The 22,890-nt window shown below is 62.9% G+C and carries 24 protein-coding genes; 11 read left to right on the forward strand and 13 right to left on the reverse strand.

Annotated features, from left to right (window positions below):
• Positions 1-61: 61 nt before the first annotated feature.
• The 3 genes from deoD to LLY24_RS09735 are packed head-to-tail and all read left to right on the forward strand — an operon-like array spanning position 62 to position 2,395.
• Positions 62-787: a purine-nucleoside phosphorylase gene (gene deoD / locus LLY24_RS09725; RefSeq protein WP_259036099.1), complete on the forward strand. Its 726-nt coding sequence runs from the start codon at positions 62-64 to the stop codon at positions 785-787.
• Between the two features lie 27 nt (positions 788-814).
• Positions 815-1,222 (forward strand): cytidine deaminase, encoded by a 408-nt coding sequence (gene cdd / locus LLY24_RS09730; RefSeq protein WP_259036100.1) that lies wholly within the window; start codon positions 815-817, stop codon positions 1,220-1,222.
• Positions 1,223-1,267: 45 nt separating this feature from the next.
• Positions 1,268-2,395, forward strand: a complete 1,128-nt coding sequence (locus tag LLY24_RS09735) for an aminotransferase class V-fold PLP-dependent enzyme (RefSeq protein ID WP_259036101.1) — start codon at positions 1,268-1,270, stop codon at positions 2,393-2,395.
• Between the two features lie 72 nt (positions 2,396-2,467).
• Here LLY24_RS09735 and LLY24_RS09740 read toward each other — a convergent pair whose 3' ends face one another.
• Positions 2,468-3,877, reverse strand: coding sequence for a hypothetical protein (locus LLY24_RS09740; RefSeq protein ID WP_259036363.1), 1,410 nt, complete (start codon positions 3,875-3,877; stop codon positions 2,468-2,470).
• Positions 3,878-3,972: 95 nt separating this feature from the next.
• On the opposite strand from LLY24_RS09740, the gene LLY24_RS09745 reads away from it, so the two are divergent.
• Both LLY24_RS09745 and LLY24_RS09750 read left to right on the forward strand, forming a co-directional pair.
• Positions 3,973-4,896, forward strand: coding sequence for a J domain-containing protein (locus LLY24_RS09745; protein WP_259036102.1), 924 nt, complete (start codon positions 3,973-3,975; stop codon positions 4,894-4,896).
• 24 nt (positions 4,897-4,920) lie between these two features.
• The gene (locus LLY24_RS09750) at positions 4,921-5,352 is read left to right on the forward strand and encodes a hypothetical protein (protein WP_259036103.1); all 432 of its coding nucleotides are present in this window, start codon (positions 4,921-4,923) and stop codon (positions 5,350-5,352) included.
• Here the strand turns inward: LLY24_RS09750 and LLY24_RS09755 are convergent.
• Positions 5,269-7,647 (reverse strand): mechanosensitive ion channel domain-containing protein, encoded by a 2,379-nt coding sequence (locus tag LLY24_RS09755; protein ID WP_259036104.1) that lies wholly within the window; start codon positions 7,645-7,647, stop codon positions 5,269-5,271. The two genes, LLY24_RS09750 and LLY24_RS09755, sit on opposite strands and share 84 nt — an antisense overlap.
• Before the next feature lie 230 nt (positions 7,648-7,877).
• On the opposite strand from LLY24_RS09755, the gene LLY24_RS09760 reads away from it, so the two are divergent.
• Complete coding sequence (locus LLY24_RS09760) at positions 7,878-8,867, forward strand: amidoligase family protein (RefSeq protein ID WP_259036105.1); 990 nt, start codon at positions 7,878-7,880, stop codon at positions 8,865-8,867.
• A gap of 58 nt (positions 8,868-8,925) precedes the next feature.
• A complete protein-coding gene (locus tag LLY24_RS09765; protein WP_259036106.1) occupies positions 8,926-9,603 on the forward strand; it encodes a gamma-glutamyl-gamma-aminobutyrate hydrolase family protein in 678 nt (225 codons plus the stop codon).
• Here the strand turns inward: LLY24_RS09765 and tpx are convergent.
• Complete coding sequence (gene tpx / locus LLY24_RS09770) at positions 9,600-10,103, reverse strand: thiol peroxidase (RefSeq protein ID WP_259036107.1); 504 nt, start codon at positions 10,101-10,103, stop codon at positions 9,600-9,602. The genes LLY24_RS09765 and tpx overlap by 4 nt on opposite strands.
• A gap of 78 nt (positions 10,104-10,181) precedes the next feature.
• Between tpx and LLY24_RS09775 the strand changes: the two genes are divergently transcribed.
• Positions 10,182-10,892 carry a glutamine amidotransferase gene (locus tag LLY24_RS09775; RefSeq protein ID WP_259036108.1) on the forward strand — a complete coding sequence of 237 codons (711 nt, stop codon included), beginning with the start codon at positions 10,182-10,184 and terminating at the stop codon, positions 10,890-10,892.
• Between the two features lie 20 nt (positions 10,893-10,912).
• Here LLY24_RS09775 and nfi read toward each other — a convergent pair whose 3' ends face one another.
• The 3 genes from nfi to LLY24_RS09790 form a co-directional block, all read right to left on the reverse strand.
• Positions 10,913-11,620, reverse strand: a complete 708-nt coding sequence (nfi, locus tag LLY24_RS09780) for a deoxyribonuclease V (protein WP_259036109.1) — start codon at positions 11,618-11,620, stop codon at positions 10,913-10,915.
• Positions 11,621-11,623: 3 nt separating this feature from the next.
• Positions 11,624-12,109 carry a glutathione peroxidase gene (locus LLY24_RS09785; RefSeq protein ID WP_259036110.1) on the reverse strand — a complete coding sequence of 162 codons (486 nt, stop codon included), beginning with the start codon at positions 12,107-12,109 and terminating at the stop codon, positions 11,624-11,626.
• Between the two features lie 112 nt (positions 12,110-12,221).
• On the reverse strand, positions 12,222-12,842 hold the full coding sequence (locus LLY24_RS09790; RefSeq protein WP_259036111.1) for a LysE family translocator: 621 nt from the start codon (positions 12,840-12,842) through the stop codon (positions 12,222-12,224).
• Between the two features lie 160 nt (positions 12,843-13,002).
• Here LLY24_RS09790 and LLY24_RS09795 point away from each other — a divergent pair, with 160 nt between their 5' ends.
• Both LLY24_RS09795 and LLY24_RS09800 read left to right on the forward strand, forming a co-directional pair.
• Positions 13,003-13,731 (forward strand): YebC/PmpR family DNA-binding transcriptional regulator, encoded by a 729-nt coding sequence (locus LLY24_RS09795; protein WP_259036112.1) that lies wholly within the window; start codon positions 13,003-13,005, stop codon positions 13,729-13,731.
• Between the two features lie 147 nt (positions 13,732-13,878).
• Entirely contained in the window at positions 13,879-14,142 is a 264-nt protein-coding gene (locus LLY24_RS09800) for a hypothetical protein (RefSeq protein WP_259036113.1), read from the forward strand.
• A gap of 106 nt (positions 14,143-14,248) precedes the next feature.
• Here the strand turns inward: LLY24_RS09800 and LLY24_RS09805 are convergent, their stop codons facing one another.
• The 6 genes from LLY24_RS09805 to ybaK all read right to left on the reverse strand — a co-directional run bounded on the left by LLY24_RS09805 (position 14,249) and on the right by ybaK (position 21,261).
• Complete coding sequence (locus LLY24_RS09805) at positions 14,249-15,256, reverse strand: zinc-dependent alcohol dehydrogenase family protein (protein ID WP_259036114.1); 1,008 nt, start codon at positions 15,254-15,256, stop codon at positions 14,249-14,251.
• Positions 15,257-15,275: 19 nt separating this feature from the next.
• A complete protein-coding gene (locus LLY24_RS09810; RefSeq protein WP_259036115.1) occupies positions 15,276-17,189 on the reverse strand; it encodes an ABC transporter ATP-binding protein in 1,914 nt (637 codons plus the stop codon).
• 45 nt (positions 17,190-17,234) lie between these two features.
• Positions 17,235-18,263, reverse strand: a complete 1,029-nt coding sequence (locus LLY24_RS09815) for an AbrB family transcriptional regulator (RefSeq protein WP_259036364.1) — start codon at positions 18,261-18,263, stop codon at positions 17,235-17,237.
• Between the two features lie 154 nt (positions 18,264-18,417).
• A complete protein-coding gene (locus LLY24_RS09820) occupies positions 18,418-19,278 on the reverse strand; it encodes a PA4780 family RIO1-like protein kinase (RefSeq protein WP_259036116.1) in 861 nt (286 codons plus the stop codon).
• Between the two features lie 32 nt (positions 19,279-19,310).
• Positions 19,311-20,711, reverse strand: a complete 1,401-nt coding sequence (dbpA, locus tag LLY24_RS09825) for an ATP-dependent RNA helicase DbpA (RefSeq protein ID WP_259036365.1) — start codon at positions 20,709-20,711, stop codon at positions 19,311-19,313.
• 82 nt (positions 20,712-20,793) lie between these two features.
• Positions 20,794-21,261: a Cys-tRNA(Pro) deacylase gene (ybaK, locus tag LLY24_RS09830; RefSeq protein ID WP_259036117.1), complete on the reverse strand. Its 468-nt coding sequence runs from the start codon at positions 21,259-21,261 to the stop codon at positions 20,794-20,796.
• A gap of 100 nt (positions 21,262-21,361) precedes the next feature.
• Here ybaK and LLY24_RS09835 point away from each other — a divergent pair, with 100 nt between their 5' ends.
• On the forward strand, positions 21,362-21,547 hold the full coding sequence (locus tag LLY24_RS09835; protein WP_259036118.1) for a DUF3008 family protein: 186 nt from the start codon (positions 21,362-21,364) through the stop codon (positions 21,545-21,547).
• Positions 21,548-22,014: 467 nt separating this feature from the next.
• Here LLY24_RS09835 and LLY24_RS09840 read toward each other — a convergent pair whose 3' ends face one another.
• On the reverse strand, positions 22,015-22,776 hold the full coding sequence (locus LLY24_RS09840; RefSeq protein WP_259036119.1) for a GntR family transcriptional regulator: 762 nt from the start codon (positions 22,774-22,776) through the stop codon (positions 22,015-22,017).
• Positions 22,777-22,890: the final 114 nt, after the last annotated feature.

Below are 22,890 nucleotides of genomic sequence, written 5' to 3' on the forward strand. Positions count from 1 at the left end.
TGACTATCGCCGCTCCACCCGCCGCCCCATTAGGGCGGCCCAAATACGAGGAGAGCCAGAGATGGCCACACCGCATATCAACGCCGCCAAGGGCGATTTCGCCGATACCGTTCTGATGCCGGGCGACCCGCTGCGCGCCAAGTACATCGCCGACACCTATCTTGAGGACGTGCGTCAGGTCAACGACGTGCGCAATATGTTCGGCTACACCGGCCACTACAAGGGCCGCGAAATATCGGTGATGGGCCATGGCATGGGCATTCCGTCGGTCTCCATCTACGCCAAGGAGTTGATCACCGACTACGACGTCAAGACGCTGATCCGCGTGGGCTCCTGCGGGGCGGTGCGCGATGACGTCAACGTGCGTGATGTGGTCATCGGTATGGGCGCCAGCACCGACTCGAAGGTCAACCGCATGCGCTTCAACGACCACGACTTTGCCGCCATCGCCGACTTCGACCTCGCCTTCCACGCCGTGGCAGCGGCCAAGGCGCAGAAGGTGCCGGTCAAAGTAGGCAACATCTTCTCAGCGGATCTGTTTTACAACCCGCAAACCGAGATGACCGAGCTGATGAAGCGCTACGGTATCGTCGGCGTCGAGATGGAAGCCGCCGGTTTGTACGGTGTGGCTGCCGAGTTCGGCGCGCGTGCGCTGACCATCTGCACCGTGTCTGACCACATCCTCAAAGGCGACTCGCTCTCAAGCGCCGACCGCCAAACCACCTTCAACGACATGATGACCATCGCGCTAGACACCGTGCTGCGCGACGATGCGGCCAACGCTTGAGCGCGAGCTAACTAAGAGGACAACGCCATGAGCCAAGCGGATCAGGTACTGGTCGACACCCTGTTGACCACCTTGGGCAAGGCCTACGTGCCCTACTCCGATCATCCGGTCGCCTCCATCATGGAGACCCCGGACGGCAGCCAGTTCGTTGGCTGCAACGTCGAGGTGGCCCACTACAAAGGGCTCTGCGCCGAAGCCTCGGCAATTGCCGCCATGGTGACCGCTGGCCAACGCGAGTTGAGCAAGGTCTACGTCATGGGACCCGGCGAGCACCTGTGCACGCCCTGCGGCGACTGCCGCCAGCGCATTCGCGAGTTCGCCACGCCCGAGACACGAATTTTCGTTCTCTCGCACCAAGGCGAGGTGCTCAAGGAGTACACTATGGCCTCCCTTCTGCCTGATGCCTTCGGGCCGGAGAATCTGCCCAAGCGCTAATCGTCCTCTAGCCGCTTCGGCTTCAAAGAACACAAGGAGAACGCCATGGCGGCGCTACTGCCCGACGTCGACCCTAACGGTCTGCTCGAATACTCGGTGGTCTATACCGACCGTTCGCTGAATCACATGTCCCAGCGCTTCCAGCAGGTGATGCGCGACATCTCCACCACGCTGAAAGAGGTGTACAACGCCCACGCCACGGCGATCGTGCCCGGCAGCGGCACCTTCGGCATGGAATCGGTGGCGCGTCAGTTCGCTCTCGATCAGAAGGTGATGGTGATTCGTAACGGCTGGTTCAGCTACCGCTGGACCCAGATCATCGAGATGGGCCGCCTGACGCCGGACCACACCGCGCTCAAGGCGCGTCGTGAAGAGCCCGCTGACGCCACCGCGCCCTTCGCGCCGGTACCTGCCAGCGAAGTGGCCGCCCGCATTCGCGCCGAAAAGCCCGCCGTGGTGTTCGCCCCACAGGTGGAAACCTCGGCGGGCGTGCTGCTACCCGATGACTACATCCGCGAAGTGGCCAGCGCCACCCGCGAGGTGGGCGGGCTTTTCGTTCTCGATGCCATCGCCGCAGGCACGCTCTGGGTCGACATGCAGGACCTCAACGTCGATGTGGTGGTGAGCGCACCGCAAAAAGGTTGGAGTGGCCAGCCCTGCTGCGCCATGGTGATGCTCTCCGAGCGCGCCGTCGAGCGCCTGAACGCGACGCAGAGCAACAGCTTCGCCTGCGATTTGGCCAAGTGGCACGGCATCATGCAGGCTTATGAAAACGGCGGCCACGCCTACCACGCCACCATGCCCACCGACGCCCTGCGTCACCTGCGCAACATCATGCAGGAGACGCGCGACTACGGCTTTGCCAAGGTCAAACAGGAGCAGATCGAGCTCGGCACCGCAGTGCGCGCCATGCTCGCGCGCCACGGCTTCAAGAGCGTTGCCGCCGAAGGCTTCGAGGCGCCGGGCGTGGTGGTCAGCTACACCGCCGATGCGGCCATGGTCGGCAAGCTCGCCCAGGCGGGCGTTCAGGTCGCAGGCGGCGTGCCACTAATGTGCGACGAAGGTGACGATTTCCAAACCTTCCGCATTGGCCTGTTCGGCCTCGACAAACTGCACCACACCCAGCGCAGCGTCGAGAAGCTGGAAACCGCCCTCGCCGCGCTCTCAAGCTAAATAGCGTAAAGCATCTGGTAGCATCGAACTCGCCCGCAGGGATTTCCCCGCGGGCGTTTTTGTTCCGCCGCGTTAGGGCGTCTTCGTTTCAATCTTCTCGACGTCGACGATGCCCGAGCGGCTGACGACCACTTTCCAGCGCGCAAGATGCGGGGTATCTTCGCTGCCAGTTTCGCGAATCACGAGGTTGAACAGGTGGCGACGCTCGACGCCTTCGCGCACGGCCTGGCCCTCCTTGAGGCGGTAGATGTGGTGCTTGCCTTTGCTCATCAGCCGCGTAAGCAGGGAGAGATCGAGCGTTAGCGTCTCACGGGTATGTTCGTAGCCGCTGAGAAAGCGCGTGGGCGACATTCGCGAACTCGAACGGTAGTGCAGCACCACCTCTTCGCGCTGGGCCACGGTGCGGTGGCGAAGCTTTTGAATGTCTGCGGGCAGCGCGGCGTAGCGCTTGTACTCGAACCATTCGAGCTGACGGCCGACCATCACCTTGCGGGTAGGGTCTTCGTACTGGCGCCGCCATTTGGGCCGCCCTTTGCGCAGCCAGCGCCATAGGGTGTTGCGCAGATCATCCTTGAACACCTCGCGCATGGCGTAGAGCAGCGCCATGGCCAGCACGAAGATGGCGGTGACGTCGCCCACCACCTGGCGCAAGCGCAAAACGCCCAAGGTAACGAAGGTCATCACCACGGCGGTAGCCAGGGCCTTGACCGCTTTTTGCTCCATGTTGCCAAGCTCTAGCGACTCCTGCTTCAAGGTGATGGGGTATTCGATCAGCCGCCGCAAAAGACGCATCTTGTTGGACATGCGTGTGGGGTCGGCCATGACCCGGGCAGCGTTGTACTGGCGCTCGCGGCGGTACTCGGTTTCGCGCTCGCAGACCTCGATGAAGCGCTTACGCTCGGCGTTGAAGGTGTCGCCACGAGGCAGATGCGCCACCAGCGCAAGTAGCTGCTGCTCGGTGAACCAGGAGAGGTAGTTGTCGATATTGGCGAAGTATTTATACAGCGACTCGTCGCTGGGCTCGTTGCGCCTAAGGCGCTTGAGGATCCCTTCGCTGAGCTCGCTCATCTCCTCTAGCTGGGTGTGCAGCGCGGCGATTTTTTCGTTCTCCTCATCGCTGAACTCCTCGCTGCGCTCGGAGCGCAGCAAGCGCGCATCAGCAAGAATTGCTTGGGTCGTATGCTCCAAACCGATCACGTACTGGTAGGCGTAGAGGCTCAGGCTCAGGCGGTAGGAGTCGCTGCCCAGGCGGTTACGGCTGGCCAGACGGCTATGCACCAGCGGCAGATGGTACTGGTCGCTGTAGTAGGTGCGGGTGACGTGCAGCGCACTGTGAAAAAACGCCTCTTCCGAGATGAGATGGGTACTCAGCCCAAGCTCTCCGGGCACGAAGAGATAGACATCCATCGTATGCGACGTCTCCTCCTTCAACCGCCGGGTCAACCGCAGTTGGACACTGTTCTTGCGCTCGACGTTGATCAAGGCCTCGTCTTCCTCCTTGCCATCCTTGGGGGCACGGGCGACCATTGCCCGTCTCTGTTTACGCTCATCGTCTTCTCCATGCTGGGAGCCAGGGAATGCCCGCTGCCCCATTTTCCGCCTTCGAACGCATACTGCTGCAAAGCCGTAGCCCCGTGGACTCGGCTGTGCTGCTGTTGCTGGCCTGGGTGCTGGCACATCGTCAGCACGTCTCCGAAGGCCAAAGGCGTCGGCGCCTGGCGCAGGTCAGCGCCGATTTTCGCCACGGCCATACGCTGAGCCCGGTCATGCAGATCGCCCGCGAGGCAAATCTAGACGCCATCCAGCTCGCCGCTGAAATCGTTCGCGCCAAGTGCTCTGCCAAGCGCTGCTTGGGGATTTTGCATCAGGCCATCGCCGTGGCGACCGACGACGGTGAGCTATCGCTTGCCAACCACTATATCCTGCGCTTTCTCGCCGATCTTCTCAGCGTAGCGCCGATGACCTTTACTGCCCTCTTTCTGCAGCTGACCGGCCAGGCATTGAAGGCGCCGGACGACCCGAGCCAGGAGCGCTACTGGCGCCGCCTAGACCCTGCCAAGTACTATGCCAAGTACTATGCCCACAAGGCCGAAGAAGAGGCGCGCGCCCAGCGCGAGCGAGCCGAGAGCGACGCCGCGAAGGCCCGAGAGAAGCGCCAGCAGGAGCAGGCTAAGGCCCAAGAGCGCGAAGAGCAGCGCCGCCGTGAAGAGCAGCAGCGGCGAGACGAAGAGCAGGCGCGTCGGCGCTCTTCTCATCAAAGCCGCGATCACCGCCGCCAGGAGCAATCACGGCCAGCGCCCGACCGTACCACTCGGGCGCTGGCCGTGCTCGGGCTCACGCCAGGCGTGAGCAAGCAGGAGGTGCGCCAGGCCTACCGCCGCCTGGCGCAGTCGAACCATCCTGACCGCTTTTACGCGGCAAGCGAGCATCAGGTAGCGCTTGCGTCGGCGCGCTTTCAGCGCATCAAGAGCGCCTACGACTATCTTATGCAGACACTTTGACCGCCCTACTCTCAGGAAGCTGCCATGCGCGATCTCTACCGCCGCCTTGCCCTCAGCCCCAACGCCGACGACGCAGCCCTGCGCGAGGCACTGGCGCGCTGTCCCAATAGCGCGCTTCGCCGCGACGCCGAGGCAACGCTTTCCATTCCCGCGCACCGCGAGCGCTTCGATGTCCTGCACGCCACGGTAAGCGATGTCGGGCAACTGCGCGCGCGCCTTGGGCTCGTCCACGGCGCCCATTGGCAGGGCGACGTGGCCAATGATTTTTCACCGCCTCCCGATAGCGTGCGCTCGCGCCACGATGCGCTCTTCGCGCGGCTCGACGAGGCGGTGACGCTCTACAACCGCTGGCAGCGCTTGCGCGGCCCTTGGCTACTCATCGCCATCGCCGTTTTGGCGGCTGGCGTAGGCCTCGTGCTGGGGCTCGCCCTGGGCTTGCGGCTGCCTGCGCCCTGACGCCGCCTGGGTATGGCGTTTATCCATCATTCGCTCGGCGGGTGTAGGCCTTGGTGCCGGGCGCGGCGGCTCGGGCGAGTGCTCACCGGGCGCGCTCTGGGCGTCGCTACCCGCGTTATTGGGCGCCAGATCGAAGTCGCTGCCGCTGTTTTCGCCGCGCCGGGTTTCGGAGCTTGCTTCCATACTGACGCTCAAACGCGGCACGCCAAGGTCGATCTCTTGAGCTTCCATGCGCTGTTTGAGCAGCAGGTTGAACGCCCGCGAGACGTCCCACTGCATCTCTGGCGCTGTGCGAAAGCGCATCCGCAAAATCGGGCAGCCATCCTCGAAGGACTGAATGCCCTGCATCTCGAGCGGCGACCAGATGTAGTGGCGCATCATCGGGTCCTTGCGCAGCTCCTGGGCGGTCTCCTGCATCAGCGTGATGGCATCGTCAATCTTCATGCTGTAAGGGATACGAATACGCATCAGGGCGATACCGAACTGGCGCGACATGTTGTGGATCGAATCGATGCGGCTGAAGGTGATGATGTGCAGCACGCCATCGAGATCGCGCAGGCGCACGGTGCGCAGCGTCAGTCCCTCGACCGTGCCCATGTGGTTATTGATCTGCACGAAGTCGTCCACCGCCAAGGAGTCCTCGATGAGGATGAAGATGCCGGTGATCAAATCCTGCACCAGCGTCTGGGCACCGAAACCGATGGCCAGACCGATCACCCCGGCACCGGCCAGCAGCGGCGTGACGTTGACGCCCAAGTTGGCAAGCCCCGCGATACCGGCAATGATCAAAATGGCGACGAAGATGACGTTACGAATCATCGGCGTGATGGTCTGGGCGCGCGCCTGGTTGACCCGCCGCCCGCGTGAGCGCGTCGATGAGGTAAGCGCGCGCTGCAGCGCCGTATCGGCAAAGATCCACACCAGCCAAGCAAACAGCACGGTGCCGCCCAGGCTGACCAGCGCCTGCCCGATGCGCGCGCTAGCAACTCCTTCATGACCGATGCCGAACAGCGACCCGCCCCACACCTGCATCGAGAGCTCGGCAAACAACAGCCAGGTGAACATATAGGTAAGGACGAAACCAAAGCGCTCCAGACGCTTACGGTACTGGCTGAAGCGGTGGCGGTGGCGCCGCTTGGTCAACCGCTCGGCCTGACGGCGCAGGAGCCCAGTCAGCACCAGGGTCAAGATCAGCAGGCTGGCGGAGACGATCGAGCGCGCAAGCGCAGTGCCCACGTCGCCCACGGTAATGAAGATCGCCAGGAGCGAGCCGCCAACGATCAACAATGCCGGAACGTGCCACATGCCCCCCAGGGTGCGCGCCATTTCGGTGGCGGTGTTGGCATCGCGCCGCTGAGGATAGGGCCGGTTGGTGATCAGATGACGCACCGGGCGCTTGAAGCGCACGATGAAGCGAATCGACAGCAGCGCCGCCAACATGTTGGCGACCACCGACACGAGCCCCGCCGTCTCTACGCCTAAGAGCTCGATCAGCCGGGTGGAGTTGACCGCATCGCCCAAGGCGATCAAGGCGCCGATGACGAACAGCGTACGCAGCGCCTGCTGGTGCAACAGCTGCACGGCGGTGAAGCGGTGCCCCCGGCTAAAGAAGGCGGTGACGGTCTCGAAGACCACCGACAGCGCCCGGCCGCACAGGCACACGTAGGCTATGACCAAGACCAGCGCCCGCCCGGGGTTGGAGGTAAGCAATTGAGCAATGCCCAGCGTCAGCGCAAAGGCCAGCGTCCAGGGCAGCATACGGCGCAAAAAGTGCGCGGCCAGCAGCCACGCCTTGGGGTCACGGGGCAAGTCCAGCGGCCAGCCACGCCGCTTGGCAAGAAGACGGCCGGCGGCGACCATGATCACCAAAAGCCCAATCCAGATAGCGCCGAGCACGGCAGCATCGGCGATGGCATGCAGCACCGCGCCTTGGGCGGCATCGTCGCTCAGCGCACGCAGTTCGTCGCCAGCCTGATGGAGCTGGCGAGACCACTCGTCCAGCGGTGAGCCACCGCCCTGAGCCTGCTCGCCAAGATCGGTGAAAGTATCCGCCAGCGCACCCAGCAGGCCCTGGCGGCCGATCGTCTCGTCCTGGGTGGCATCGGCGCTCACCTGCAGCTCTTTCAATGCGTCGACGAGTTCGGTGCGACGCTCTTCGTTTTCGAGCATGGCGATGACGTCGGCAAGCGAGCGCTGAAAGTCGTCACCGCTGACCTCGGCGCTCTCGTCGCTACTATCGCTGCCCGTCAGGCTCGGCAGCGGGATCGACTGCGCCTGCGCCGTCAGCGAAAACACAAGGCTCGCCAACGCCGTTATGACCAGCCCTACGAGTATGACCGAACCTCTCCTCCATGCGCTCCAGACGCTACGCTCGCCTGTTCTGCCCCTCCACTGCTGTTGCACGCCTTACTCCTGCCAATGATGAATGTGCGCAGCGCGGGCCGCGCTACAGGGTCTATCCTCAGTATGGTTGCCTGTCTATGATAGGCGGGTGAGTCCAAACGTTCACCTCACAAGGATTTGAGATGACGCTGCAAGCTCCCCCGCTACGCAACAACCTGAATGGTAAGCCTCGCTGCGTCGGCGTCGAGGTCGAGTTTGCCGGGCTCGCGGCGCGTGACACCGCCGCACTCGTCGCCCGGCTGTTCGATGGCGAGATCACGACCGTCAGCCCGCACCGCTTGCTGGTGACCGACACCCGCTGGGGCACGTTCGGCATCGAGCTCGATACCCAGTACGCCCACCCCGACCCCGGCCTGCTCGACAACGTCGAGGCAAGTGGCACGCCACCCAAGCGCCGCCTGGAGCTTCACGCCAAGACCCGTGAGCTGATCGGCGATATGGTGACCGGGCTCGTGCCAACCGAAATCATCTGCCCGCCGGTACCCTGGGACGAGCTCGAACGTCTGGACGCGCTATTCGAGGCCCTTCACACTCACGGCGCCAAAGGCACCGATGCCAGCCTGCTCTACGGTTTTGGCCTGCACCTCAACGTCGAAATCGCCGATCAGAGCGTTACCTACCTCTTGGCGATGCTACGCGCCTATCTGCTGCTGGCCCCTTGGCTTCGCAAGGAGATCAACGTCGACATCACCCGCGAGGTGTTGCCCCACGCCAACCCCTTTGCCAAGGAGTACGCGCTCAAGGTACTCGACGCCCGCTACGCGCCAGACCTCGACACACTGATCGATGACTACCTGCGCTTCAACCCCACGCGCAACCGCGAGCTCGATTTGTTGCCACTGTTTCGCTATTTGAGCCCTTCGCACCCCAATGCATTGCTGCACGATGGCTTGACCAAGCCGCGCCCTACCTTTCATTACCGTCTGCCCAACGCCCAGCTCTCGCACCCCAATTGGGGCGCACTAATGGAGTGGAACCGCTGGGTAGAAGTGGAAAAGCTCGCTTTTGACGACGACGCTCTTAAAGCACGCTGCGCCGATTTCGTTGCCGAGCATACCAAGCCCTGGTGGCAGCGTTTGAAGGCGCGGCTAAGCCGACGCGCGCGCGTTTGATCCAAGACGTGCCATCGACTGACTCATGCAAAACCGGATTTAAAACACAGGCTTGCCCATGTCACGCCCCCTCATAGGCATCACCACGTCGGATTACAAAAGCCAGATCGCCTGGTGCTTCGACTGGTTCGCAGTCTGGCGGCACGGCGGTCGCCCGCTGCGCCTCTCCCCTTCGCGGGCGCTGCCCGAGCGTCTCGATGGTTTGATCATCGGCGGCGGTGACGATATTCAGGCACACCTCTACGGCGGCGAAGTGCAGCTCGATGTGCGCCTGGACCCCGAGCGCGACGAGCTGGAACTTGCCCTGCTCGGACGCTTTTTGCCCCTCGGCACGCCCGTGCTCGGTATCTGCCGTGGCGCCCAGCTTATCAACGTCCACCTTGGCGGCACCCTCGACCCCGATATCTACACCACTCACCAAGGCCTCAAGCGGCGGCGCACGGTGCTGCCGCGCAAGACCGTGGATATCGTCGGGGCGAGCAAACTCAATCGCCTGCTGGGGGGTTCCTGGTGTCGGGTCAACAGCCTCCACCATCAGGCGGTGAACCGCGCCGGACGCGGCATCGAGATCGTCGCGCGCGACCGCGACGGGCTGGTGCAGGGAATCGAATCGAAGGAGCACGATTTCGTTATCGGGGTGCAGTGGCACCCCGAATGGCTGATTTTCAATCGTCCTCAGCAGCGCCTGTTTCGCGCGCTGGTCGCGGCATCGAAGAAACGTATGAAGACGCCTTAGGCGCCCAGGGCTTTTAGCGCGGCGGCGTAGTTGGGTTCGTCTTTGAGTTCGGCGACCAGCTCGCTATGCAGCACGCGGTCGTCGGCGTCGAGCACTACGACGGCGCGGGCGCAAAGCCCCTGCATGTTGCTGTTGGTTAGCGCCACGCCCCAGGCGTCGAGAAATTCGGGGTGGCGGAAGGTAGATAGCGTATCCACGTTATCCAGCCCCTCGGCGCCGCAGAAGCGCTTGGCGGCAAACGGCAGGTCGGCCGAGACCACCAGCACCACGGTATCCGCCAGCGTTGAGGCGATCTCGTTGAAGCGCCGCGTCGAAGTGGCGCAGGTCGGGGTATCGACGCTAGGGATGATGTTGAGGACTTTGCGTTTGCCAGCGTAGTCGGCAAGCGTCACGTCTTCGAGAAGCTGATTCGTCAGGGTCAGCGCCGGGGCCTTGTCGCCAGCAGCGGGAAGTTGACCGGCCACGTCCATGGGTTCGCCACCGCGGGTAATCTGCTGCATGAAATCTCCTTAAATGCTATATGTGCTCGGGGTTTTCCCCGCTCTCTCGATACGAGTTCAATGCCACACGAGTATGCCATGCCTTTCGTTCTGATCGTTAAAACCGGCGACGCCTTTGCCGACGTCGTCAGCCAATATGGCGATTTCGATGCCCTCTTTCGCGCCCCGCTCGAGGCGGCAGCGCCCAAGGCAACCGTCAGCGTGTGGGATGCACGCCACCAGGCAGCGCCCACGCTCGATGGCATCGATGCCATCGTCATCACCGGCTCGCATAGCATGGTCAGCGACGCCGAACCCTGGAGCGAAGCCCTCAAGCCGTGGCTGCGCGAGGCCAAACGGCGCGACATCGCCCTGCTCGGCGTGTGCTACGGCCACCAGCTAATGGCCGCCGCTTTCGGCGGTGTGAGCGACTACCACCCGGCAGGCCGCGAGTCGGGCACTTTCGAGCTGAACTTGACCCGCGAGGGCCAGGAAGACGCCCTTTTTGGCGCCCTTCCCACTACCTTTGCCGCCAACCTCACCCATGCCCAGGCGGTGCTCCAAGCGCCTACCGGCGCCGAGGTGCTGGCCTACAACGCCCACGACCCGCATCAGGCGTTACGCTACGGGCCGCGCCAGTGGAGCGTGCAGTTTCATCCGGAGTTTGGGGCAGGCGTGATGGGCTGCTACCTAGCGCATCAGCGCGACGCCCTGGCCGAACAGGGCGAAGACGTACAGGCGCTGATCGACGGCGTACGCGCTACCCCCGAAGCCACCGGACTATTGGCGCGTTTCGTTACGCTGCTGTAGCAAGTTTCAACTGGTGACACTCAGCCAGCGGTCTTGGGTCGGTCGCGCCGAGAGGCCAAGCGGTCAGCCATGCGCGTGGGCTCAGGGAGCTTGGTTTTGTGCAGGCAGCGGATCACCCAGTCGAGCGCGCTGGCCTGATCGATCAAGTGCCCTGGGGAGACGAACACCGGCTTGACCTTCTCGCGCGAGCGCAGCACCACGCCAATCGTCTCCCCGCGATGGGTCAGTTCACTGGTAGAGAGGCGCGCCTCGCCGACCGGCTCGAAGCGCCCGCATAGCCGCGATTTAGCGATGCCGATGGTGGGTAGCTCAAGCCACAGCCCCAGGTGCGAGGCCACGCCGATGCGCCTTGGATGGGCGATGCCCTGGCCATCCACCATGACCAGATCGGGATAGCGGCTAAGCTTGGCAAAGGCGCCTAGCGCTGCGGGCACCTCGCGATAGGAGAGCAGCCCCGGAATATAGGGCATGCGCGTAGGCTCGCGGTGCACCACCTGCTCGATGACCTGCAGATGCTCGGTGGTGCCCGGCTGCCAAGCCAGCACGACCACGGCGGCGCGGGTGGTTTCGCCACCATCCTCGAAGCCGATATCCACCCCGGCAATCCTACCTATACCAGCCCTGGCCATGGCGGGCGTGCACTCAAGGCGTATCTGCTTGGCCAACTCGTACTGCAGGGCGACGGCATCGGTGGGTGATAGATTCCAGGGGTGCAGCGCAGAAGGCATGGGTTAAACGCTCTCCAGGGCGCGTTCGAGCGCCTCGCGCAGGGGCCGACCGTGCTCGCGGGGGCCGAAGCGGGCCACGACGCGACCGTCACGGCCGACGATGAATTTGGTGAAATTCCACTTGATGAAGCGCGTGCCCAGAAGGCCAGGCGCTTCGCGCTTGAGCCTCACGAACAGCGGATGGGCATGCTTGCCGTTGACATCGACCTTCTCCATCAGCGGGAAGGTGACGCCGTGGCGTTTTTCGCCGAATTCGCAAAACACCGCCGCGCTCTCTGGCGACTGCTTACCGAACTGGTTGCAGGGAAAACCGAGCACCGTAAGCCCCTGATCGCGGTAGCGCTGATAGAGGCGTTCGAGCTCTTCGAGCTGCGGCGTGAAGCCGCACTTGCTGGCGACGTTGACGATCAGCAGCACCTGCCCGTTCAATGCCTGCAGGTTGAAGGGTTCCCCCAGGTGGGTACGGCAATCGGTATCGTAGAGTGACATCGTCGAACTCGCTAAAACAGTGGTCTAGGGCACTACCTTGCCACGAGTCTAGACGATCCACTAGCCAAAGGGGCTTGAGCGATGACGAGCGTTTCGCTTCCTGCTCCGTCGACTACGCCAAAGGGCCGATCACGACACGTAGCGCCAGCGCGATCAGCAGCACGCCAGAGACGCGATTGACCCAGTGGGCGTTGCGCCTCAGCCGTATTAACACCGTCGAGTGCGATAGCGCCCAGGCCACCAGGACGTACCAGCCGCCGTCGATGATCATGGCCGTGAGCACGATGATGGCGCGCCCCGCCGCGCTCATGTCGGGGGTGACGAACTGGCTCAGCAGCGCGACGAAAAAGAGGATTAGCTTGGGGTTGGCCAGCGCCACCAGCACCGCTTCGCGCGCGGCTTGCTGGCGCGTCGTCGCAGACACCGTATTAGCCGTGAAGTGCACGCTTCGCCCAGCGCGTAGCGCCTTGAACCCAAGCCAGGCAAGGTAGCCCGCACCGAGCCAGGTGATAAGCTCGAACACGCCGGGAAAGCGCGCCATGAGCGCGCCGAGCCCCAACACCGTGAGCAGGGCATAAAACCCTACGCCTAGGGCGTGAAACAGCGCTGCCGTCACTCCTGGCACGCGCCCACCGCCTAGCGTGTGGCGCAACACCAGCGCCAAGCTCGGGCCGGGCGACATGGCACCCAGCGTGCAAATGGCAGCGAGAGAGAACCATAACGACAGCGGCATGACAGCGACACTCCTTGAGCTAAGCGACGGATTCTACACAGGCCCCGCTGGGGTAGCGAGAAAGGCTGCGAACAGGGTGACGAGCAGGGCTAAAATATCGCTGTCGGCATGGTAAGCTGTTGGGTAAAATTTGCTTTTTCGGTGATTACAGGACGACGACATGGGTAGGGCTTTTCAGAACCGCAAGGAATCCATGGCCAAGACGGCCGCCGCCAAGACCAAGGTCTACAGCAAGTACGGGCGCGAAATCTACGTCTGCGCCAAATCGGGCGGCACCGACCCCAACGGCAACCTTACGCTGCGCGGGCTGATCGAGCGCGCCAAGAAGGATCAGGTGCCCTCGCACGTCATCGACAAGGCACTGGATAAAGCCAGCGGCGCAGGCGGTGAAGACTTCTCGACGGCGCGCTACGAAGGCTTCGGCCCAGGCAACGCCATGGTCATCGTCGACTGCCTGACCGACAACCCCAACCGCACCTTCGGCGACGTGCGCGGCTGTTTCACCAAGACCAAGAGCAAGATCGGCACCCCCGGCACCGTCAGCCACATGTTCGATCACTGCGCCATCTTCGCCTTCGCCGGTGACGACGAAGAAGCGGTGCTTGAAACGCTGATGGAAGCCGACGTCGACGTTACCGATATCGAGCACGAAGCGGGCCGCATCACCGTCTTCGCCCCGCACACCGAGTACGCCAAGGCCAAGCAGGCGCTGATGGACGCCCTGGGCGACATCGATTTCGAAACCGACGAAATCCAGTTTCTGCCGCAAACGCTGACGCCGCTGGAAGGCGACGATGTCGCGACCTTCGAAAAGCTCGTGGGCATGCTCAACGACCTCGACGACGTGCAGAACGTTTTTCACAACGCCGAACTGCCCGAAGAAGCCTAAGCGCTCACCCGCCGCCTTGAGCCTGCGGACGAACTTGTAACACTGCGGCGGGTCGATATAGAAAGCTGCCGCGAGTCAGGCAAGAAAGCGCTATCCTCGTTTCAACGCTAAGCGATGTCAGTCAGGAAAGTCCGACAGGAGACGCTCATGAGCATGGTGAAGGTGAGTGAACAGGAGCTGCGCGACAAGCTCAATAAATGTATCGCCGGGGAGCGCGTGCTGCTCGAACGTAACGGCCAGCGCTTTAGCGCCCGCCTACAACAGGTAGGCAATGAAGCCATCACAGTGATTCCCGAAACGCAGGCTCAGGGCATCGGGCCGGCCCACGACGGTGACGGACTGGTGGTCGATTTCACCGACGTGCTCGAAGTCGAAGTGAAGGGCGTGGTCTATAGCCGCCTGCCTGATTGAAGCCAGCCCCTTGAAGCTAGCCCAATTGGACTGGCTTCAATTGAAAAGGCGCTGCCAGCAGGCAGCGCCTTTTTTACGATGTCTAGCGCTTTAACTCACTACCTCGTTACCACGTAAGACATATCTTGCCAAAGTGATGCCCAGAGGCCTGATGGCGGAAGGCATCGGCGATCTCGGTTAGGCCGAACTCGCGGTCGATGATCGGGCGCAGATTCGACGCCTCGATAGCGCGGATCATCTCGACCTGGTCGCGTCGGCTGCCGACGATCAATCCCTTGAGCGTGGCCTGCTTAGCCATCAGCTTGGCGGTCGGGATATCGCCTTCGCGGCCGGTCAGAATGCCGATCAGCGCCAGGTGCCCTCCAATCTTCACCGCGTCGATGGATTGCGGCAGCGTCATTGGCCCGCCGACTTCGACGATGTGATCCACCCCCTCACCGCCGGTAAGCTCCTTGACCTTCTTGCCCCACTCCGGCGTTTCCCGGTAGTTGATGACGTGTTCGGCGCCAAGCTCCTTGAGACGCTCGAGCTTTTCGTTGGAAGAAGACGTGGCGATCACGCGCGCCCCCATCATCCGGGCGAACTGCAGCGCGAAGATCGAGACCCCGCCGGTACCCAGTACCAGCACGGTGTCACCGGCCTTGAGGCCACCATCGACCACCAGGGCACGCCAGGCGGTCAATCCAGCTGTGGTGAGTGTGGCCGCTTCGGCGTGGCTGTAGCCCTTGGGCTGGCGCGTGAACCAGTGCGCCGGTCGGGTCACTCGCTCGCGGGCGTAGCCGTCTACGCCGTCACCCGGCGTGGTGCGAAAATCGCCCACCCGGGCGGGGCCTTCGAGCCAGTAAGGGAAGAACGTCGAGACCACCGCATCGCCCACGGCGAACTCGCCTACCCCCTCCCCCACGGCTTCGACCACGCCTGCGCCATCCGACATGGGAATGCGCCCATCCTCGGTCGGGATCATCCCCGCCACCACCGCGTAGTCGTGGAAGTTGAGCGAGCTTGCGTGCAGGCGCACGCTGATCTCACCCGCGCCGGGGGGGGCGGCCTCGGGCAGCTCTGTCGCGCTGAGTTTTTCCAGCCCACCGGGGGCGGCTAAGCGAACACCTTGCATGGTCATCTCCTTGAGTGAATCACTCCCTCACGATAGCAGAGCCCTCGTCGCCTGCCACGTCGGCGACCATATCGAGCCCAATGAATCCACCGGACTGGCGGCGCCAGAGATTGGCGTAGATACCGCCGTGGTCGAGCAGCTCCTGGTGCGTGCCGCTTTCGACGATTCGCCCCTGGTCGACCACGATCAGCCGGTCGAGCATGGCAATGGTCGAGAGCCGGTGGGCGATGGCGATCACCGTCTTGCCCTGCATCAGGCTTTCGAGCTGCTCTTGAATCGCCGCCTCTACTTCGGAGTCCAGCGCCGAGGTCGCCTCATCAAGCACCAGGATCGGCGCGTTTTTCAAAAGCACCCGGGCGATGGCGATACGCTGACGCTGACCGCCGGAGAGCTTGACGCCGCGCTCACCGACGTGGGCATCGAGCCCGTGCCGCCCCTGAGGGTCGACCAGCTCATTGATGAAACTGTCAGCGTGGGCGCGCTTGACTGCCAGCATCACCTGCTCGTCCGTGGCGTGGGGGCTGCCGTAGCGGATGTTGTCGCGCAGCGAGCGGTGCAGTAACGAGGTATCCTGGGTGACCATGCCGATCTGCTGGCGCAGTGAGGTTTGGCTCACCGTGGCGATATCCTGATCGTCGATCAGAATGCGCCCACCGCCGAGGTCGTAAAAGCGCAGCAGCAGATTGGCCAGGGTCGACTTGCCTGCGCCCGAGCGGCCGATCAGCCCCACCTTCTCGCCGGGAGCGATATCCAGCGTCAAACCATCGAAAACGCGCTTTTGCTCGCCCAGCGCCTGGGCATAGCCAAAGCGCAGCGCATCGAAGCGGATGGCACCAGCAGGCACGCTGAGCGCAGGCGCATCGGGTACGTCGCGCACCGCCGGTTCGCGGGCGATGGTGTTCATGCCGTCCTGCACGGTGCCGATGTTCTCGAACAGCCCCGCCACTTCCCACATGATCCAGTCGGACATGAAGCGCACCCGCATCACCAAGGCAATGGCGATGGCGAGCACCCCGAGCGAGATCGCCTCGACGTACCAGGTGGCAATGGCCATGGCCGCCGTACCCACCAGCAAGAGCGTGTTGAGGATCGTCATCACCACGTTGAGCCGCGTTACCAGGCGCATTTGATCGTGCACGGTGACCATGAAGCCTTCCATGGCATCGCGCGCGTAGGCCTGCTCGCGCTGGGTATCGGCAAACAGCTTGATGGTCTGGATGTTGCTGTAACTATCCACGACACGACCGGTCATGCGCGCGCGGGCGTCGGCCTGGCGCATCGACACATCGCGCAGGCGCGGTACGAAAAAGCGCATGATGGCGAGATAGCCCAAAAGCCACAGCAGCAGCGGCACCACCAGCCACGCATCGGCGCGGGCCAGCAGAAAGGCCGCGCCGGTGAAGTAGACCAGGGCGTAGACCATCAGATCCATTACCTTGGTAACGGTCTCGCGGATCGCCAGCGCCGTCTGCATCACCTTTTGCGAGACCCGCCCGGCAAACTCGTCCTGATAGAACGCGAGACTCTGGCTGAGCATGTGCCGGTGCGACAGCCAGCGGCCGATCATCGGATAGTTACCGAAGATGCTCTGATTGGTGATCAGCGCGTGCATCAGCACCAGTAGCGGCATGCCGACGATGACCGCCAGCCCAATGCCCACCAGCATCAGGCCATGATCGGCCCAGAAGGTGGCGCGCTCGACCTCGGCCAGCCAGTCGACCAACTCGCCCATGTAGCTGAAAAACACCACCTCGGCGGCGGAAACCAGCGCCGTAAACAGCGACATGACCAGTAAAAGCGGCCACAGCGGTCGCGAAAAGTACCAGATGAAGGCAAAGAGCCCCTGCGGGGGCGTGGCCACCTGGCCTTCAGGGTAGGGATCGACTCGCGATTCGAAGTAGCGAAATAGCGGCCGAAGCCAGCGCGACAGCATAAAAGCTCCTTGGGTGTACGAGAGGTACGCGTAGTCGGTATAAGGTCAGACGGATGAGCGCCTGAGCAGCCAGCGCGCCCAGAAAGGCGCCACGATCATCAAGGTGATCATGCGCAGCAGGTGGTGAAAGGCGACGAAAACGGGGTCGATGTCCAGGGCAATGGCGACGATGGCCATTTCCCCCACCCCGCCCGGCGCCAGCGCCAAAAGCGCCACATCGCGCCCCACCCCCAGCGCCTGATGAATCAGCTCGGCGAAGAGCGCAAGTGTTGCCAGAGCCAACAGCGTGGCGATGCCCGCCTGCCAGAGGTAGCGCCCGAACAGCCGCCGCGTCATGCCCTGAAAGCGCGCGCCGATGGCGCTACCCAGCACCCAGAGCATCACGTTCATACCCCAGTCGGGCAGGTGCAGGCTGGCGATATCGAATCCGGAGAGCACCGCAGCGAACAGCAGCGGCGCCAGCAGCGGCGCGCTGGGTAAGCGCAGCCAGCGCCCCAAAGGCAGAAGGAAGACTACGGTGAGCAGCATCCACAGATGGCTGACCTCGCGCACCGCCCCCGCCGCATCGGCGTCGCTGCCGCGATAAATCCAGAACAGCGGCGGCAGCAGAAGAATGACCAGAATCACGCGCAGCGACTGAGAAACGGCGATGCGCCTGGGGTCGCCCCCGCACTTTTCGCCCAGCAGGATCATCGCGGTCATCGCCCCGGGGGCTGCGCTGAACCAAGCGCTAACCGGATCGAAACCGCAGCGCCGATACCAGTACGAGGCCACGGCGGTGGAGGCCGCCACGCCAAGCAGCAACAGCGCCGCCGAGACAGGCCAGTCGAACACTCGCTCGGCCAACTGCGGCGTCACCTGGCTACCCAGCACGAGGCCCATGACGGCGAGAAAGACGTTGCGTAGCGGCTCGGGGATGCCCACGCGTGCACCACGAGAGGAAGCGATCAAGTTCGCCACCAGCGGCCCCAGCATCCACGCTAGGGGAAGGTGGAGCAGCGTAAACACCCCGCCCCCCAGCGCCCCCAGCCCAAGCGTCAAGGCCACGCGTTTGAGACGCCCGACCTGGAACAACGATAGTTTGACGTTGACGCCTTTCACACCTGCTCCCTGCCCACCGTTGATGGCCGCTAGCATACCACAGCGAGCCAACCGGCTTGGCGAAAGCAGGCCGTGGCCTGAATAGATGGGATAAGTGAGCGCTAAGGGCTAATGCTAGCGTCTCGGTCTAGCGCTCGTCTTCGCCGTCATCGTGCAGCCGGGCCTGGCGCTCGGCCTCCTCCGCCTTGACGTCGTCGATCACAGCCATCAGGTCATCGACGTCGGCCTGGTGCGTATCTTCGGCCCACTCGCCGCTCAAGCGGCTATCCGGGTGAAGCTGACCGGCTTGGTAGAGCGCCCACATCTCGGCGGCGTAGCGCGTGACAAGAAGCTCCGGCGCGAAGCGGCCGAAGTAGGCGCGCATGTTGTTGACGTCGCGCGCGAGCATGGCCTGGGCGCTGTTGTTGCCCGCCGCATCCACCGCCTGGGGCAGATCGATGATGACCGGGCCGTCGCTTGCGGCGAGCACGTTGAACTCGGAAAGATCGCCATGGATGAGCCCAGCACAGAGCATGCGCACCACGTCCTGAATCACCTTGGCGTGGTAGCGCAGCGCCACCTCAGGGGTTAGCTCGACGTCATCGAGGCGTGGGGCAACGTCGCCCTCCTCGTCGCAGATCATCTCCATCAGCAGCACGCCATCGACGAAGCCGTAGGGCTTGGGCACGCGCACGCCAGCGCCGTCGCAGCGGTAGAGCGCGTCCACCTCGGCGCTCAACCACGCCTGCTCCTGCTCGCGCTGGCCGTACTTGGTCTTCTTCGACATCGCCCGGGCCCGGCGGCTGTTGCGCTCCTTGCGCCCCTCCTGGTACTGCGCCGCCTGCTTGAAGCTGCGCTGTTTGGCCTCCTTGAACACCTTGGCGCAGCGCAGCTCTTCACCGCAGCGTACGACGAAGACCTGCGCCTCCTTGCCGCTCATCAGTTGCATCACCACCTCGTCGATCAAACCGTCGTCGATCAGAGGTTGCAGTCGCTTGGGTATCTTCATGCCGCTTGATTGGCTCCTGTGATGAGCGTGACTCAGTGACGTACGTGGCGCACGCGGAAGTGGCGCCCCTTGAGCTTGTCCTGTTCGAGCTTGCCGATGGCGCAGCGCACCGCCTCGCGGTTGACGGCCACGTAGCTCGAACGCGCCAGGATCTTGATCGCTCCTACTTCATCGCCGGCAAGCCCCCCGGGGCTGGTCAGCGCACCCAGAATATCCCCCGGGCGCAGCTTGTCCTTCTTGCCGCCGCCTATCTGCAGCGTCGCCATGGGCGGAGCGAAGGGCGTGGCCTCCCCGGCATTCGGCAGCGCGCTCATGCTGGGCAGCGGCTCGCCGTCGGCGACGAAGCGCTCCAGCCGGTGGCGCTCGCCATCGCCCACCAGCGTATGGGCGACGCCGCTGGCCCCGCCGCGGCCGGTGCGCCCGACGCGGTGAACGTGCACATCAGGGTCACTCGCTAGGCGATAGTTGAAGACGCAGTCGAGCTCGGCGATATCGAGCCCGCGAGCGGCCACGTCGGTTGCGACCAGAATCGAGGCGCTGCGCTGGGAAAAGAGTATCAGCCGCCGCTCGCGGTCGGGTTGCTCCAGATCACCGTGGATCGCCAGGGCACCGAAGCCGTTGGCGGCCAGCCCGTCGGCCAGCGACTGGGTTTCGCGCTTGGTGTTACAGAAAATCAGGCTACGCTCCGGGCGGTGATGAAGCAGCAGTTGGCGTAGTGCTGCGTAACGCGCACGGTCATCGCCCACGGCGTAGAAGCGCTGGTCGATGGTATCGGCGGCGTGGCGCTCGGCAACGCGAACGACGACCGGGTTGCGCACCACATCGAGCCCCTGAGAAAGTTGCGCATCGTCTCCCTCGTCAAGCCCGGCAAAGGTAGCGCTGAACAACAGCGTTTGGCGCGAGGCGGGCGTGGCCGCGACAATGGCGTCGATCTCGGCTTGAAAGCCCATATCGAGCATGCGGTCGGCTTCGTCGAGCACCAGCATGCGCAGCGTATCGATAGTAAGCGAGCCTTTACGCAGGTGCTCGTCGATGCGCCCCGGCGTTCCCACCACGATATTGGCGCCGTGGGCAAGCGATGCCAGCTGCGGCCCCATGGGCTGGCCGCCGCACAGGGTGAGCACTTTGACGTTGGCAAGCCCCCGCGCCAGGCGGCGCAGCTCATCGGCCACCTGCTCGGCAAGCTCCCGCGTAGGGCACAGCACCAGGCGTTCGACGCGAAAGGCGCTCGCATCGAGCCCGGCCAGCAGCGCCAGGCCAAACGCCGCCGTCTTGCCCGAGCCGGTCTTGGCCAGGGCCAGCACGTCGCGCCCTTCGAGCATGGGCGGCAGGCTTTCGGCCTGCACCGGCGTCATCTGGTGGTAGCCCAGGGTGTGGAGGTTATCGAGCAGCTCCACTGGCAGGCGAAGCGAGTCAAAGGCGGTGGCGGTCAACGGCAGCGTCTCGTAGCAGTAGTAAGGGAAAACAATAGCCGCCACCTTACCAGAAAGTGACGGCCGAAGAAGGCGCCGCGCGTCATACCGCAAGTGCCACGAAGCGCCCTTGGGTCAACGCCGCAAGATCACCCGGCGCGAGTTCGATCTCGAGCCCCCGGCGGCCAGCGCTGACATAAATCGTCGGCAGCGCTTCGGCGCTTTCATCGATGAACAGCGGCAAGCGCTTTTTCTGCCCCAACGGGCTCACGCCGCCCAGCACGTAGCCGGTCGTGCGCTCAACCACATCGGCGCTGGCCATGGCTGCCTTCTTGGCCCCAGCCGCTTTGGCTACCTGCTTCAACCCCAACTGATGGATCACAGGCACGATCGCCACGGCCAGCGCCTTGCCCTCGAGCGCAACCACCAGCGTCTTGAACACCCGCTCAGGCGCGACCGCCAGCTTCTCGGCGGCCTCCAGGCCATAGGAGGGAGCGCCGCTCTCATGAACGTACTCATGAATCTTGAACGTAATCCCCGCCTTTTTGGCGGTATTGATAGCGGGCGTCATGGTGATCCTCAACGGCTGGTCGGCGCTCGAGCGAGTGCTAGACTTCTTAGGGTAGGCATTGCATTTAACTTAGAGGCAATAGGATAACGGAGGATCCACCATGCCAGCAAAATCAAAAGCCCAGCAAAAAGCCGCAGGCGCGGCCCTTTCCGCTAAACGCGGCGACACCAAACCCAGCGAACTGGTCGGCGCATCGAAAGAGATGTACGACTCGATGAACGAACAAGAGCTCGAAGATTTCGCCAGCACCAAACGCAAGGGTAAGCCTGAGAAGAAAGGTGATTGAAGAAGGCGCCTTAAGTCAGGATTCACTTCCATCGCTCGGGAGCTGGGTGCAGCGGCCCGCCAGCTCAGCGGTGCAGGCGGTGGCGCAAGCGTCAGCCCTACCGTTACGCCTACGGTCAACGCGGCTCAAAGCGATCAACACCACGGCATATCGGCGCCTCTCGATGCGAGCGCGCAACGCGACGCAAACATCGCCGAAGCGGCGACCGATGAGGAGCCCGTAAGCGACAGTGAGCAACCCGACAATCAGGAGCAGGCGCGCAAGGGTACGCTCGACTCATCGAATGTATTAGCGCTGCCGCCCTCTCTGGCGCCGCCAGGCGCCGAGCGCACCTCAGATATCAGCGCCAGCGAACACGCGCTCTACTCGACCCTGGGCCAGCTGCTGCCGACCTCGAAAGCCAATGTCGCCACGGCCTCGAGCAGCCAAAAACTAGTGAGGTATTGGCTGCAACTTTCAATATGTCGTTATGTGCTGCGCGCCGCTCGGACATCCGAAGGCATCAATGCCTTTTTCTGAATATCGAATAAGTCGGGTGACAGTGAGGTTTCGAGGATCGGGAACATCTTTTCTACAAAATCCATGAGGTGATCGGACGCTTTTTCTGCAGCGGTAGTATCAGCGTCAACAATAGCTCTCAATACGTCCAGATGGCCATTGATCGTGCTATCGAGATGCGCACCCTCGGGAATAAGTGAATGATATAGCCATCCGATGCGCCGAAAGATGGTGTGTAGCGGTCGCAACGTTGCCTCAAGAAAGGGTTCTCCACACGCCTGTAAAATGGCGGCGTCGATCTCACGATCAATGAGATTGAATTCCGAAATCGATACGGCCAAGCGCCTGCTCATCAATACATTGATAAGGTACGTCATGTGCTGGCGATCATTATTGCTCGAGCGCCTACTTGCCAAGGCCACCACGAAACGCTCAATATCACGACGCAATTTGAGAAGCGTCTGCGCACGATGCAAATCTATAGGTGAGACCTGAATGCCCTGTCTTGGCTGAATGATCAAAAGGGTGTCCGTCGAAAGCCGCGTTACCGCCTGATAGACGGGCATACGGTTGAACCCTGTCAGCTCCTGCAAGTCCTGGATGCGCAAGAAAGTGCCGGGCTTCAGTTTACAGGTGACTATCAACTCTTCAATACTTTGATATGCAAGTTCGAGCAAGTTCTTTCCGCTGCGACCATGCGATGAAGGCATCGGACTCTTTTCGTTCGACATGACAATCCTCTTTATTGATTAATCTCTCCTGTGCGACGCTAATAAAATTTCCCGCCACGATACGCTTTGTCATGTCAACCAGACTACCACCTCTCGACCGCATGCGAATCGCTC

Origin of the sequence: Halomonas dongshanensis (genome assembly GCF_024790395.1) — a bacterium.
Taxonomy (GTDB): domain Bacteria; phylum Pseudomonadota; class Gammaproteobacteria; order Pseudomonadales; family Halomonadaceae; genus Vreelandella; species Vreelandella dongshanensis.

What these genes read in the sequence shown, in the direction of transcription:
- LLY24_RS09790 (WP_259036111.1), bottom strand. Translation starts at nt 12,842, where the DNA reads ATGCCGCTGTCGTTATGGTTCTCTCTCGCTGCCATTTGCACGCTGGGT.
- LLY24_RS09810 (WP_259036115.1), bottom strand. Translation starts at nt 17,189, where the DNA reads ATGCTGTCGCGCTGGCTTCGGCCGCTATTTCGCTACTTCGAATCGCGA.
- LLY24_RS09795 (WP_259036112.1), top strand. Translation starts at nt 13,003, where the DNA reads ATGGGTAGGGCTTTTCAGAACCGCAAGGAATCCATGGCCAAGACGGCC.
- cdd (WP_259036100.1), top strand. Translation starts at nt 815, where the DNA reads ATGAGCCAAGCGGATCAGGTACTGGTCGACACCCTGTTGACCACCTTG.
- nfi (WP_259036109.1), bottom strand. Translation starts at nt 11,620, where the DNA reads ATGCCTTCTGCGCTGCACCCCTGGAATCTATCACCCACCGATGCCGTC.
- tpx (WP_259036107.1), bottom strand. Translation starts at nt 10,103, where the DNA reads ATGCAGCAGATTACCCGCGGTGGCGAACCCATGGACGTGGCCGGTCAA.
- LLY24_RS09760 (WP_259036105.1), top strand. Translation starts at nt 7,878, where the DNA reads ATGACGCTGCAAGCTCCCCCGCTACGCAACAACCTGAATGGTAAGCCT.
- LLY24_RS09745 (WP_259036102.1), top strand. Translation starts at nt 3,973, where the DNA reads ATGCCCGCTGCCCCATTTTCCGCCTTCGAACGCATACTGCTGCAAAGC.
- LLY24_RS09750 (WP_259036103.1), top strand. Translation starts at nt 4,921, where the DNA reads ATGCGCGATCTCTACCGCCGCCTTGCCCTCAGCCCCAACGCCGACGAC.
- LLY24_RS09785 (WP_259036110.1), bottom strand. Translation starts at nt 12,109, where the DNA reads ATGTCACTCTACGATACCGATTGCCGTACCCACCTGGGGGAACCCTTC.
- deoD (WP_259036099.1), top strand. Translation starts at nt 62, where the DNA reads ATGGCCACACCGCATATCAACGCCGCCAAGGGCGATTTCGCCGATACC.
- LLY24_RS09735 (WP_259036101.1), top strand. Translation starts at nt 1,268, where the DNA reads ATGGCGGCGCTACTGCCCGACGTCGACCCTAACGGTCTGCTCGAATAC.
- LLY24_RS09800 (WP_259036113.1), top strand. Translation starts at nt 13,879, where the DNA reads ATGAGCATGGTGAAGGTGAGTGAACAGGAGCTGCGCGACAAGCTCAAT.
- LLY24_RS09805 (WP_259036114.1), bottom strand. Translation starts at nt 15,256, where the DNA reads ATGCAAGGTGTTCGCTTAGCCGCCCCCGGTGGGCTGGAAAAACTCAGC.
- LLY24_RS09820 (WP_259036116.1), bottom strand. Translation starts at nt 19,278, where the DNA reads ATGAAGATACCCAAGCGACTGCAACCTCTGATCGACGACGGTTTGATC.
- ybaK (WP_259036117.1), bottom strand. Translation starts at nt 21,261, where the DNA reads ATGACGCCCGCTATCAATACCGCCAAAAAGGCGGGGATTACGTTCAAG.
- LLY24_RS09840 (WP_259036119.1), bottom strand. Translation starts at nt 22,776, where the DNA reads ATGTCGAACGAAAAGAGTCCGATGCCTTCATCGCATGGTCGCAGCGGA.
- LLY24_RS09835 (WP_259036118.1), top strand. Translation starts at nt 21,362, where the DNA reads ATGCCAGCAAAATCAAAAGCCCAGCAAAAAGCCGCAGGCGCGGCCCTT.
- LLY24_RS09775 (WP_259036108.1), top strand. Translation starts at nt 10,182, where the DNA reads ATGCCTTTCGTTCTGATCGTTAAAACCGGCGACGCCTTTGCCGACGTC.
- LLY24_RS09765 (WP_259036106.1), top strand. Translation starts at nt 8,926, where the DNA reads ATGTCACGCCCCCTCATAGGCATCACCACGTCGGATTACAAAAGCCAG.